This window comes from Limnoglobus sp. (assembly GCF_059499385.1).
Genome location: NZ_JCABYM010000106.1, coordinates 225223 through 237155 on the forward strand (window position 1 = coordinate 225223; position 11933 = coordinate 237155).

The following is an 11933-nucleotide window of genomic DNA, read 5'->3' on the forward strand; positions in this document are numbered from 1 at the left end:
TACGGGATGAAGACGACGACCGTTCACCGCACGACCATCGTGGGCAAGTGCCCCCACGGGTGCCCGGACGTGTACGAGGCCGAGTTCCACATCGAGAACCGGGTCGTCACGGTGGAGTCCATCCAAGCGGAGATCGACCGGGCGACAGAGGCCCCGATCTACCAAGAGTCGCTGACGCAAACGCTCGCCGACCGGATCGGGTGCCCGGTGGTCACGAGCGGGGCACACGGACGGTTCATGACGGAGTGCCGGGCGGTCCCCCAGACCGAGGGCTGAGCCGTGTTGGTCTACCTCGCCAGTCCGAACACGCAGCAGCAGGCCGAGCACGTCGCCGGGATGCCGGTGTTGCTCTCCTACGCCTGCTACTCGGACTGGCTGGGCAAGGGCTACCAGCAGTCGTTTGACCGCATCCTGATCGACAGCGGGGCGTTCAGCGAGTTCAGCAGCGGCAAGAAGATCGACCTGACCGCCTACGCCGAGTGGGCCGAGCGATGGGACGGTCACGCCGACGCTGTGGCCGGCCTCGACGACATCGCCGGGGACTGGCGGCGGTCCCTCCGCAACTACGAGGCGTTCCCGCTGGGGTTCCCCACCTTCCACGAGAGCGACCCGCCGGAACTGCTGGACGACCTCGTGGCGATCGCCAAAGAGCGAACTCGCTGGATCGGGTTGGGACTGCTGCCGCCGAGGGCCGGCAAGGAGCGGTGGGTGCGCGCCGCCTTGGACCGGATACCAGACGGGCTGCACGTCCACGGCTGGGCCATGCGGGGGTACACCCACTGTCGGCGGCTGGACAGCGTGGACTCTACGAACTGGTGGCGGGACGCCATGAAGCTTCGCACAATAGCCGACCTGTCGCACCTGACGTTCGGCGAGTGCCTCGCCATCGTGGTGAAGCGGTATCAGCGGTGGACACGGAACATCACCGAGCCGGCGAAGGAACCGTTGTCCCTGTTCGACCTTGCGGAGTAGGCCGTGAGCTTCCTGAACCTCCCGAACTGGGATGTCGTGGAGGTGAAGGAGTCGCCCACCGACTACCACGTCACGGCCACCATCGGCCTCGAACCGAAGGGGTGCCCGCACTGCCGCACGCTGTTCGAGAAGCTGCACCGCCACGGGACTTACGGGCAGGACATTGCCGACCTGCCGAGCCACGGCAAGCGGGTGACGATCCACTTGAAGCGGAAGCGATACCGCTGCCAGAACTGCGGCAAGACGCTCCTGCAACCTCTCCTGTACGTGGACGAGCGGAGGCAGATGACCTCCCGGCTGGCTCTCTGGGTCGGGGAGCAGAGCATCGCCCGCACCTTCGCCAGCGTGGCTCAGGACGCCGGCTTGGACGAGAAGATGGTGCGGCTGCTGTTCGACCAGCGGGTGAAGCACTTGGAGGAGACGACCCGGTTCATCACCCCGGAGTGGCTGGGGATCGACGAGCTTCACCTGCTCGGCAAGGCCCGGTGCGTGCTGACCAACCCGGCGGAACGGACGATCATCGGCGTGCTGGAAGACCGCACCAAGAAGACGGTGCTGGCCCACTTCGAGCAGATGCCCGACCGGGAGAAGGTGAAGGTCGTGACGATGGACATGGCCCGCACCTACGCCGACGTGGTGCGGGCGACCATCCCCCACGCCGCCGTGGTCGTGGACAAGTTCCATGTCGTTCGCATGGCGTCGGTTGCGATGGAGACCATCCGCAAGTCGCAGCGGGGTCAGTTGGAGGCCAAGTTCCGCCGCAAGCTGATGCACGACCGCTTCATCCTCCTGAGCCGGCCCCACGACCTTCGGGACGACCAGAAGGCCACGATGGAGAGTTGGTTCGCCCAGTTCCCGGTGTTGGCCGAGGCGTACCGGCTCAAAGAAGCCTTCTACCGCATCTACGACGAACCTGACCGGGACAGCGCCTTCAAGGCTTACGTCGAGTGGGAGACGAGCATCAAGGGCACCGAACTGATCTCGGCCTTCAAGTCGCTGCTGACCGCCATGAGGAACTGGCAGACCGAGGTGTTCGCCTATTGGGAGTACCCCGTGACCAACGCCATCACCGAGACGCTGAACGGCATCGCCAAAGTCATCGCCCGCAATGGTCGGGGGTACAGCTTCAAGGCCATCCGGGCCAAGATGCTGTTCACCCCGACGCTGCACAAGTTGCCGCCGACGCCCCGCCAGTCGGGCAAGCGGGGGAGCCTGCTGCCGGCGTACATACCCCCGGAACCCGTCCTCGGAACCGACGTGGATGCGCTGCTCGCCGGCCTGTTGGAAGACGCTGGCCGGCGGGAGCGGCCCACAGGCCGGCGATAGTCGAACGGTGCTACTCGTCATCCTTGGTTTCCAACAGCGGTTTCCGGATAGCCGAAAAATCTGACAAAGCGTTTGGGATACAATGTGGCCCAGAACTAACCGGGTTCGCCGGCCTGCTCGGGCGGATCGCCGACCGCATCCAGGAACTGAAGGCGCTGACGGAGTGAAGAGAGTACAATTTAGACGGCACTGCTGCCACGGGAGAATCAACAATGGAGCGCCTAACGCAATCCTTCACAGCCACCGACGCCGCGGGGAACGAACACCGACTGCACGTATACACGGAGTTTCTTCGATCTCAGGAGTTAAGTGGGGAAACCTTTGAACATGAAGGATTGAAATCCATCCGCACGCCGTCGGGCGGACACGTCAACCGCCTCAGCAAGGGAAAGTATCTGTGCTTCAAAACGCAAACCGAACTCACATCTAACGACCCAGCAGCCCCGTAGCAACCCATGCCCGACGAACCGCGCCGCCTCCATCGCCCCCGCGCCCCCCGCAACCGCGGCACGACCACGGAGCGGGGCTACGGGTCCGTCTGGCAGCGGTTCCGCAAGGCATGGTTCGCGCAGGAACCCCGCTTGTGCGCCGAGTGTGCCAGGCGGGGCCGGATCGTCCCCGCGACGGTGGCCGACCACGTCCGCCCGCACAAGGGCGACCCGGCGTTGTTCTGGGACCGGGAGAATCTCCAGGGCTTGTGCGCGTCCTGCCACAGCGTGAAGACGGCAAACGAAGACGGGGGCTTCGGCCGTCCCGTCCAGGAACAGCCGACGCCCCCGCCCCCGTGCGGCATTTCCGATTTATTTCTCCGGCTTCGGAACCAAAGCCTCGATCAGAACGGCCCCCAGGTACAGCACCCCGGCCAGGACGAGACCGGCCAGGGCGAGCAGCCCGACGACTACAGCGACTATTATTGACTCCCCGGATTTCATGTGAGATCCTCCGGGGGTTCGCAGGCCGAGGACAGTTCGGCGACTGCCGACCTGTACCACGCGGCGATGACCTCTTGAACCTGCCTCACCCGTTTTTCCGCCCCATTCTCATTCCACGGAACCCACTTCCAGATTGCCGGGCCGCACGGGTCGAACTCGCGGAACCAACGGAACATTTCCTGCCGCGAATCGAACAACTCCGCGAAAGTCTGCTGCGGCTCGTTCGGATAGACAGAGTTGAACAGGATGACGCCGAGGTGTTTCGGTGGCATCGTTGCCGGCGTGTAAACCCTCAGAACGAAATACCTTTTGAACGCCGGACCCGCCTTCTTACCGGCGGGCACGTCATCGGGTGGCAAGCTAGTTGCCTCGGCGACGAGTGAACCCATGAACCGCATCGGGCGTTTGCCCGTGGGCGTGACGACATGAATACCGGACACGGTAGAACCCTCCGCCCGGAACGCGCCGGGTCCGCCGGCGGGATCGGCTCGCCGTCCGTGTCGCACTAGCGACGAAGCCCCGTGCCGGACGCGAACCCGGCGTGACGCTGGCGGGGCGGGTAGTCACATGCTTGCTATCACCCGCAGCAGCGTCTCCCGATTGGAATAGGGCAACTCCGCGTACTGCCGGCACAACTCCCGGCGTTCGGCGAATTCCTCGGCGGAAATGTTCGCCTCGTTCTGCCGCAGGTAGTCGTTTTTCCTTGCGTCCTTAACCGCTTCTTCCCAGCACGGCCCGTAGCGGAGGACGTATACCCTGTCTCCAGACCGCCGATACCACGCGTATTGACCGAGTCCACGGTATTTGCCCCAGTGGTCGCCAAACGTCGGCGAGTCCGTCTCGGGGGCCAGCCACCAGTCAAAATTGGTTTCGTAGGCCACGGGCGCGAGCGACAATTCCAGGGCGAACCGTTGTCGAGTCGTTGCGGCCTGAGCCAGAGTCGTTTCGTTGGCCGGCTCCAGCGAGGCTTCGCTTTCTGAGACGCTGACGACGCGGACATATCGGACGTAACCAACTTCGCCACCGAAATCGTCCGTATCCTCTCGCTCCTCGCGAGACACGTACCTCGTTCGCTCGGCAATTATCTTGCGGCACTGGGTCCGACCGAACTCGTCAACGACGACACGGACGGTGCCGACCGGGTCGTTAGATTCGGACCAGAATTCAGGTTGCATGACTATCTCTCCCGTGTGGTGTCACCTGTGCTTGTCGGCCGGGCGGCGTGTGTGACAGGTTCCGCGCCCGGCGGCCGAGAATTTCCCGGCAGTGTACCGCGCCGCACGCGCGGCGCGAAGGATCGACGTTTCCGAAATCAGTTCAGCGGCATCACGAGATAACGGGACACGGAGAACTCGCCCCGCATCACGAGTGGGTGGCCGTCTGGTAAGCCACTTGCTTGACCTCGTCCGCCGCGCCGTTCACGACGGATTCGAACCGGCGGGACGCCTTGTCCGCGCCCGTCTGCCGGCCGCCCAGCTTCCCGTGGTCGGCCGATTCCGTCACGGCGTTCAAAGCTGCCCACGCCGTTCGTCGGCGCGTCGTACCGGGACAGAACGTCTTCCATCAGCGCCGCCCGTTTGTCGATTTCGCGTTGCACGCGGGCGCGTTCCATGCGGGACCCGTCCGCCAACGGCCGGCGTTCCGCACGCCGGAAGCGGTCCCGTCGTGGTTGCCCCACGGGACCACGGGGCGAACGGTCACTCCGCGGCGAGCAACTCGCCCACGCCGTCCGGCGTCAGGCCGGCCGCGGCCAGACCGTCGTCCGTCACCCGGTCCACCAGCCACAGCGCGGCCGCCGTGTGCGCGGCCGCCAGCTCCCGCAGGTACTCGGCCGCCGCGTCGTGCCCGGCCCGGCGCTCAGCCCGCGCGTCGGCGGTCAGGGCACGGGCGGACCGGAGCAGGCGGACGGCACAGCGGGCGTTGGCGTAGGTCGTCATCGGTAGCACCTCTGCCCACGCACCCGGCGGGGCCACGGCCGGCCCGCACCGCGGCCCGGTGCGTCCAGTGTAGGGACCAGGCTAGCCGCGTCAAGCCCCGGCTAGCCAGTTCTCATGAATCTCTCACAATTGGGCGCGTGTACACCAGGGGGGGGTTGCGACCCGGACGGCCCGAACCCCTGACCACACCGGGTGGCGTGCGTTTTTCGAGCAAAAAACAAAAACGGGCCATGTGTTATACTTAGTACGACCATGCAAGGGGCGGGGGCTGTTCGTGCTGGACGAAGAAACGCCGTCGGTGTCCGAGTTCGGCGTTCACGGGCGTTATTTGTGGAACTTACTCAAGAGCCGGGGGAAGGAGTTCCTGACGGCGCTCGACGCCCCGTCGATGGAGATCGTCTGCCTGCTGTACGACAGGTTGCACGGGAAGATGAAGGCCGCCGAGCCGAAGGCGGACATCGGGATCGGGATTATGATCGACAAGTGGTTGTTGATGTCGGCCAAGTTCGGCATGACGCCGGCCGACCGAAAGGCCCTCGGGGTTAAGGAGGGTAAGAAGCGGGCCGAGAAGCCCAAGACCAAGCTCGACGGACTGACGCCGGAGGACTTCGGGGCGAAGACGTGATCGCGTGCATCGACACGGACACCAAGAACTGGATCCTGGACGCCTCCGACGACAGAGCAGCCCGCGCCGGCTGCGTGATGGACCTGGAAGCCGCCGAGCGGGTCATCGACTGGATCGAAACGCACTGCCGGCTGTACGAGGGCGAGGGGGCGGGCGAGTTGATCCGGCTGCTGACGTACCAGAAGCTGTTCATCATCCGCCTGTTCGGGTGGCGGCGGTGGAACAAGCTGAGAAAACGGTGGGTCCGGCGGTTCCGGCAGGCCAGTTTGTGGGCCGCGAAGAAGAACGGGAAGTCGCCGTTCATGGCCGCGCTCGAGTTGTACGTGCTGATCGGCGACGGGGAGCCGGGCCAGAAGGTCTACGCGGCGGCGAAGGACGGCGAGCAGGCCCGAATTTCCCAGCGGCACGCCGTGAAGATGGTGGAACAGTCCCCGGAACTGTCCGAGGACTGCAAAATCTACGCGAACACGCTGGAAATCCAGCATTTGCCGTCGGATTCGCGGATGACGGTCCTGTCCGCGGCCAGTTCGAGCAACCGGCAGTCGAAGGAAGGGTTAAATGGGTCCGTTTTCTGGGATGAATACCACGTTGTCTCTGAAGAACTTTATCGCCGTACTAGCCGGGCCGGGATTTCGCGTGCCGAACCTCTCGACGTTTCAGTATCGACTGCTGGAGACGATCCTACTTGCGAGGGGAAGCGCCGGTTCGACTACGGCCGGCAGGTCGCGAGGGGCGAGCGGGACGACCTGTCCTTCCTCCACGTCGAATACTGCTGCCCGGACGAAATCACGGAAGAGGTTTTTGCCCAAGACCCTGTCAAGCACGGCCAACAGGCGAACCCGGCGTGGAACGAGATCGTCGATCCGCAAGAGTACCTCGACGACTTTAACCGCAGCCGCGGCGAACCGGCGAGCTTTAGCGCGTTCCTCCAGTACCGCGGCAACCTGTGGGTCTCTTCCACTGCCCGTTGGCTCGACATCTTCGGGTGGGCGGAGGGCTGCCGGAAGTACACGCTCGATGATCTGCGTGGGCGAGATTGCTGGGGCGGCCTCGATCTGAGCCGGACGCGGGACATGACCGCGTTCGTGATGGTCTTCCCGTGGCCGGAGGACGGCCCGGAGTGCCTCCGGTTGTGGCCGATGTTCTGGCTCCCGGAGAAGACGGCGCGGAAGCGGGACCGGCTGTTCCCGTTCCTGACCTGGGCGAGCCGCGGCTTCCTGACGCTCACGGACGGGTCGCGGGTGGACTACACGCGGGTCAAGAACGACATCCGGGAGGTCCGCCAAGTCGTGAACCTCCGCGGCCTGTACTACGATCCGGCGCTGGCCGAGGAACTGACGCAGAGCTTGGTCGAGGGCGAGTTGGCGAAGGACGGCAGCACGATCGCCGAGGGCCTCGGATGCGACCGGACGCTGTTCGAGCAGACCATTACCGCCTTCACCGGCCCGTCGCAAGAATGGGACCGGCTCGTGCAGGACGGGTTGATCCAACACCCCGGCAACGCCGTGATGTCCTGGCAGGTCGGGCACGTCGAGGTGAAACGCGACGTGAACCAGAACGTCCGGCCGGTGAAGCCGGACCGGTGGTCCGGGAAGTCGGTGGACGGCGTGGTCGGCGGGATCATGGCGCTCCGCGGCGTGCTGGACAACCGGAACCACCAGTACGTGTACTGAGGACCCCATGACGCTGACGATCACGACCCGCGACGTTGGATTCTTCGGCGGCCTACTGGCGTTCGTCGCCGGGGCCTACGCGACGTTCGGGTTCGGCCCGCTCCTGATGATCGTGGGCGCGGCCGGGGCCGCGGCCGCGAAGTTCCTGGAGGTTGCCCCTTGTCGTTCGTCGAACGCATCGGCCTGAAGCGGTTCTCGGCCGCCACCGAGGACGAGATCCTGACCGGGACGGCGCACCCGCGGGTCGGGCACGACCGCATGTTGCGGTCGCCGTTCGCGCCGGGCGAGGGCACGGACCCGGAGTCGCTCCTGCCGGACGACTGCTACCTGTACAGCCCGTGGTGGCGGGCGGTCGTGATCGTCGGGTTCCTCGTCGCGCGGACGCCGCTTCAGGTCAAGAAGGTGACCCGCGGCAAGTCGGGGGAGAGCAAGGAACCGGACCGGGACCACCCGGCGTACTTCGCGCTCGCGGGGCAGGCGAACCTCCGGTACACGGCCGGGGAGATGAAGTTCCGCCTCGTGCAGCTCATGCTCACCCACGGGACCGGCCGGGCCGTGATCCAGCGGCGGCCGAAGGACAAGGGCGGAATCCTGATCCACCCGACGCAGCCGGGCGAGTTGGAGTTCCGCATCTCCGACGGCGAGCCGTGGTACTTCCGGGTGGCGAACGTCGAGGAGGAGAAGCCGGGCGTGCGGTACGACGCGGCGTTCCCGGCCCGCGACGTGATCGACCTGACGCTCCTCCGGGCGCGGAACGGCCTGTCCGTCCTCCCGCCGTGGCAGCACGCCCGGTTCTCGGTGGCCGAGGGGATCGGCGGCACGAAGGTCCGGTCCGTGCGGGCCAAGAACGGCGGCCGGCCGGCGATCGCGCTCATGACCGAGAAGACGGTCACGAAGGAGACCCGCGAGCGGATCCAGGCGGACTTCCGGGACCGGCACGCCGGGTACGAGCAGAGCGGCAACCCGATCATCCTCGGGGACAACCTGAAGGCCGAGACGCTCGACTACAGCCCGGAGTACCAGGCCGAGGCCGAGTTGTCCCGGATCCCGATCCGGGACGTGTCGAACTACACCGGCGTCCCGTCGAGCCTGCTCGGGGACACGGACAACGACAGCGGGGAGTCCCTCGAAGCCAAGATCCGGGCGTTCTACCAGTTCGGGATCGGGAACTACCTCTGGGCGTTCGCCGACCAAGCCCAGGCGAAGTGCCTGAGCGACGAGGAGCGCCGCGGGGAAACCCACGTCTGCGAGTTCAACGTCTCGAAGCTGGAGTGGGCGACGGTCCGCGACCTGGCCGAGATGATCCGCGCGTACGGGGCCGGGACGCCGATCGCGACGCCGAACGGCATCCTGAACCGCCTCGGCGAGCCGCCGATCGACGACCCGGAGGCGGACAAGCTCCACATCCCGAAGAACGTCGGCAAGGACGGGCAGAACAACACCCCGTCGCCCGGCGACACCAAGCCCGCCGGCCGGCCGCGGAAGAAGGCGGCGGCCGAGGCCCTCGAAACGCTCGTCAAGCGGGCCGTGCAGACGTGCGAGCGGCGGGCGTCGAGCGGCCGGGCGTACATGCAGTTCGTCAGTTGGCTGACCCGCGACGCCGAGTTCGTCCGGGTGGTCCGGGAGCAGGTCGCGTCCGCCGGCATCATGCGCGACGGCGCGGCGGAGGCGGCGGTCGCGGTGCTGGCCGAGAAGCTGTTGGCCGTCGCCGAGTGCCACGAGGCCGAGCTTCACAACCGGGTGAACGAGCGCTACCCGGTGCTGCTGATTACCCTTCCCGAGGACATGGCCGCGGCCGCGGCGGGAGACGAGTGATGTACTTCGAGCAAATCCTTCAGACGTTCTACGGCACGCACTGGGCGATTCTCCCGGAGCGGCTGTACGAAATGGAAACCGTCCTCCTGCGCGTCATCGCGGACCGGTTTGAAGGCCGCGTTGCGGCATACCCGGTTCCGGGCCATGAAGCCCAACAGCCGCGAGACTACGCCGCGCCGGGGGACGTGGCCGTGATCCCCGTGCGGGGCACGATCTACCCCCGCGGCGGGGCGAGTCCGGCGAGCGGGCTGACGACGGCGGAGTACGTCGGGAAGCAAATCGACGGGGCGGCGGCGAACTCGCAGATCGGGCACATCGTTCTCGACATGGACACGCCGGGCGGGGCCGTATCGGGCGTCCCGGAGTTGGCCGCGAAGGTCCGGGCGGCGGCCGGCCGGAAGCCGGTGACCGCCGTGGCGAACCACCTGAGCGCGAGCGCCGGCTACTGGCTGATGGCCCAGGCGACGGAGGCCGTCGTCACGCCGTCCGGGTCGGTCGGATCGATCGGCGTGAAGTACACGCACATCGACCGGTCGAAGGCCCTCGAAGACGCCGGCGTGCGGGTCACGGAGCTGACGACCAGCCCGCTCAAGGCCCTCGGCAGCCCGTTCCGGCCGCTGTCGGACGAGGCCCGCGCGTCGATCCAGGCCATGATCCTGAAGTTCCACGCCATGTTCGTCGGGGACGTGGCCCGCGGCCGGCGGGTGACCGTGGACCGGGTGGAGTCAGGGTTCGGCCGCGGGGACGTGCTGACGGCCGAGGACGCGCGGGCGGCCGGGATGGTGGACCGGGTCGCCACCCTGGAGGACGTGATCGCGGACATCCGGGCCAAGTCCGCCCGCCGGCGGGCCGCGGCGATGGCGTGATCCGCTTGACACCCGCGGATCGTAGTGTAGTGTTGGTATTACGAAGTTAAACCAATCTGTTTGACCCGTTCGCGTGAGGCGGCGGTCAGCCAGCGAAACCCCTGTTTCGCCGGTGTGGCCGCCGCCGCGTCGCTTACCAAGATCGCTCGCCCCGGCTCACCCGGCCGGGAGCGAGCCATGTCGATCGAAGCCGAACTGCCGATCCTGAAGACCGCCCGCGAGACCGCCAAGCACGACTTCCAGGAGTTCGGCGCGAAGATCAACGCCGACGGGTACGCGGCCACGAAGGAGGACCTCGACAAGTTCGAGGCGCTCCACGCCGGGTACAAGAAGGCGAACGAGGAGTACGAGTCCGCCCTCAGCAAGCGGGAAGACCAGCGGGGCCGGGACGACCGGCTGAACGCGCTGAAGGCGATCGCCGACCACGACGAGAAGTTCAAGGCGTACGACTATAAGCCGCGGGACGGCAGCGAGCGGCCGGGCAACACGAACCGGGCCGCGGACATCGACCGGGCGTTCGCGGCGTGGGCGGCCGGGGCCAGCCCGGACCTCATCACGGAAGAGGACGTGCGGGCGGCGAAGCGGGCTGGGATCAACGTGTTCGCCGAGGAGATCACGCCCCTCCCGACGGCCGTGGTGGAACTGCCCAGCGGCGAGCGGGTGAAGGTGGCCGACCGCCGGGCCGACGGGGGCATGTTCGACGGCCACCGGGCGTACATCGACGGCCTGCACCGGCACGCCGTCCGGTACGGGGGGAACTACGCGACCGAGTACCAGGCGGCCGCGGACCCGACCGGGGACAGCCGGGACACGGACGGGTACGGCCGGCTGAACCGGCTGCCGACGGTGCTGGCGACGCTCGAACAGAACATGTACACGTACGGCGGCATCCTCGATCACCCGATCACGATCACCGTCACGGACGACTACGAGGACATCCGCCAGGACGTGTTCGACGACACGGCCAACGTCGGCCGGCAGGTCCGCGAGGCGGCCACGATCGGCGAGAACAAGCGGGCCGTCCTGGACACGATCGTCTGGCGGTACTTCGACTACACCAGCGACGACTTCGAGTTAACGAACCGCCAAATCGAGCGGTCCCGGTACGCCATGCCGACCATCGCCGGCCAAGCCCTCGGGGAGCGGCTCGGCCGCTGCTTCGGCACGGTGCTGACGACCGGCAACGGCGTCAACGAGCCGGACGGGGCGCAGACGGCCACCCTTCGCGTGTTCAAAAACGACGCGAACCACCGCGGCAGCGCGAAGGTGAAGACCGCCGCGTCCGCGACCGTCATTGCCGTGGACGAACTCGGCGGGTCCGGCCCGGAATACCTGCTCGATCAGATGTGGACGAACGGCCCGTCGGTCGGCTGGTCGATGCACCGGTCCATCCTCGGCTACCTCGAAACGCTGAAGGACCTCCAGGGCCGCCCGTTCTTCAACCTCGGGCAGGAGACGACGAGCAACCGGCGGACACTCCGGAACTACCCGATCTTCTTCAACTACGCCCTGGCCTCGACGCGGGCGGCCAACAACTACGTCGCGGCGTTCGGGGACTGGTCGAAGATCGTCCTGCGCCGGGCGGGCGGCGGCGTGCCGGTCCTGATCCGGGACGTGACGAGCAAGCGGCGGCAACTCATCACGATCTTCACCGCCCTGATGAGCCTGGACCAGCGGCTGAAGAACCTCGGCAACATGCCGATTTCCTGGCTCCGCATGGCCGCGGCGTAACCGACCAACCCTCTCCCTCCCCCGTGAGGGGGGGAGGGACACCACCCGACCGCCAC

General features: G+C 66.7%; 13 protein-coding genes and 1 pseudogene. 10 read left to right on the plus strand and 4 right to left on the minus strand.

What is annotated here, in order from left to right; all coding sequences use genetic code 11:
- Positions 1-6 precede the first annotated feature (6 nt).
- The 4 genes from AC5JJ2_RS19070 to AC5JJ2_RS19085 all read left to right on the plus strand — a co-directional run bounded on the left by AC5JJ2_RS19070 (position 7) and on the right by AC5JJ2_RS19085 (position 3215).
- On the plus strand, positions 7-276 hold the full coding sequence (locus tag AC5JJ2_RS19070; protein ID WP_495859609.1) for a hypothetical protein: 270 nt from the start codon (positions 7-9) through the stop codon (positions 274-276).
- A gap of 3 nt (positions 277-279) precedes the next feature.
- Positions 280-972 carry a hypothetical protein gene (locus AC5JJ2_RS19075; RefSeq protein ID WP_495859610.1) on the plus strand — a complete coding sequence of 231 codons (693 nt, stop codon included), beginning with the start codon at positions 280-282 and terminating at the stop codon, positions 970-972.
- Between the two features lie 3 nt (positions 973-975).
- Entirely contained in the window at positions 976-2298 is a 1323-nt protein-coding gene (locus AC5JJ2_RS19080; protein ID WP_495859611.1) for an ISL3 family transposase, read from the plus strand.
- A 455-nt stretch (positions 2299-2753) separates the two neighbouring features.
- Complete coding sequence (locus AC5JJ2_RS19085) at positions 2754-3215, plus strand: HNH endonuclease (protein ID WP_495859612.1); 462 nt, start codon at positions 2754-2756, stop codon at positions 3213-3215.
- Between the two features lie 11 nt (positions 3216-3226).
- Here the strand turns inward: AC5JJ2_RS19085 and AC5JJ2_RS19090 are convergent, their stop codons facing one another.
- The 4 genes and pseudogenes from AC5JJ2_RS19090 to AC5JJ2_RS19105 form a co-directional block, all read right to left on the minus strand.
- Positions 3227-3619: a hypothetical protein gene (locus AC5JJ2_RS19090; protein ID WP_495859613.1), complete on the minus strand. Its 393-nt coding sequence runs from the start codon at positions 3617-3619 to the stop codon at positions 3227-3229.
- 174 nt (positions 3620-3793) lie between these two features.
- Complete coding sequence (locus AC5JJ2_RS19095) at positions 3794-4405, minus strand: hypothetical protein (RefSeq protein ID WP_495859614.1); 612 nt, start codon at positions 4403-4405, stop codon at positions 3794-3796.
- Positions 4406-4592: 187 nt separating this feature from the next.
- Positions 4593-4754: pseudogene (locus AC5JJ2_RS19100) on the minus strand (hypothetical protein); the annotation flags it as partial.
- Between the two features lie 173 nt (positions 4755-4927).
- On the minus strand, positions 4928-5167 hold the full coding sequence (locus AC5JJ2_RS19105) for a hypothetical protein (RefSeq protein WP_495859615.1): 240 nt from the start codon (positions 5165-5167) through the stop codon (positions 4928-4930).
- Positions 5168-5441: 274 nt separating this feature from the next.
- Here AC5JJ2_RS19105 and AC5JJ2_RS19110 point away from each other — a divergent pair, with 274 nt between their 5' ends.
- The 6 genes from AC5JJ2_RS19110 (at position 5442) to AC5JJ2_RS19135 (ending at position 11877) form a co-directional block, all read left to right on the plus strand.
- Positions 5442-5792, plus strand: coding sequence for a hypothetical protein (locus tag AC5JJ2_RS19110; protein ID WP_495859616.1), 351 nt, complete (start codon positions 5442-5444; stop codon positions 5790-5792).
- A complete protein-coding gene (locus AC5JJ2_RS19115) occupies positions 5789-7465 on the plus strand; it encodes a terminase large subunit (RefSeq protein WP_495859617.1) in 1677 nt (558 codons plus the stop codon). The genes AC5JJ2_RS19110 and AC5JJ2_RS19115 overlap by 4 nt, the downstream gene beginning before the upstream one ends.
- 7 nt (positions 7466-7472) lie before the next feature.
- Positions 7473-7652: a hypothetical protein gene (locus AC5JJ2_RS19120; RefSeq protein ID WP_495859618.1), complete on the plus strand. Its 180-nt coding sequence runs from the start codon at positions 7473-7475 to the stop codon at positions 7650-7652.
- Entirely contained in the window at positions 7625-9280 is a 1656-nt protein-coding gene (locus tag AC5JJ2_RS19125; RefSeq protein WP_495859619.1) for a phage portal protein, read from the plus strand. Before AC5JJ2_RS19120 ends, AC5JJ2_RS19125 begins: the two co-directional genes overlap by 28 nt.
- Entirely contained in the window at positions 9280-10146 is an 867-nt protein-coding gene (locus AC5JJ2_RS19130; protein WP_495859620.1) for a S49 family peptidase, read from the plus strand. Before AC5JJ2_RS19125 ends, AC5JJ2_RS19130 begins: the two co-directional genes overlap by 1 nt.
- Positions 10147-10323: 177 nt before the next feature.
- The gene (locus AC5JJ2_RS19135; protein ID WP_495859621.1) at positions 10324-11877 is read left to right on the plus strand and encodes a phage major capsid protein; all 1554 of its coding nucleotides are present in this window, start codon (positions 10324-10326) and stop codon (positions 11875-11877) included.
- Positions 11878-11933: the final 56 nt, after the last annotated feature.

What these genes read in the sequence shown, in the direction of transcription:
- AC5JJ2_RS19070 (WP_495859609.1), top strand. Translation starts at nt 7, where the DNA reads ATGAAGACGACGACCGTTCACCGCACGACCATCGTGGGCAAGTGCCCC.
- AC5JJ2_RS19085 (WP_495859612.1), top strand. Translation starts at nt 2,754, where the DNA reads ATGCCCGACGAACCGCGCCGCCTCCATCGCCCCCGCGCCCCCCGCAAC.
- AC5JJ2_RS19090 (WP_495859613.1), bottom strand. Translation starts at nt 3,619, where the DNA reads ATGGGTTCACTCGTCGCCGAGGCAACTAGCTTGCCACCCGATGACGTG.
- AC5JJ2_RS19095 (WP_495859614.1), bottom strand. Translation starts at nt 4,405, where the DNA reads ATGCAACCTGAATTCTGGTCCGAATCTAACGACCCGGTCGGCACCGTC.
- AC5JJ2_RS19105 (WP_495859615.1), bottom strand. Translation starts at nt 5,167, where the DNA reads ATGACGACCTACGCCAACGCCCGCTGTGCCGTCCGCCTGCTCCGGTCC.
- AC5JJ2_RS19120 (WP_495859618.1), top strand. Translation starts at nt 7,473, where the DNA reads ATGACGCTGACGATCACGACCCGCGACGTTGGATTCTTCGGCGGCCTA.
- AC5JJ2_RS19130 (WP_495859620.1), top strand. Translation starts at nt 9,280, where the DNA reads ATGTACTTCGAGCAAATCCTTCAGACGTTCTACGGCACGCACTGGGCG.
- AC5JJ2_RS19135 (WP_495859621.1), top strand. Translation starts at nt 10,324, where the DNA reads ATGTCGATCGAAGCCGAACTGCCGATCCTGAAGACCGCCCGCGAGACC.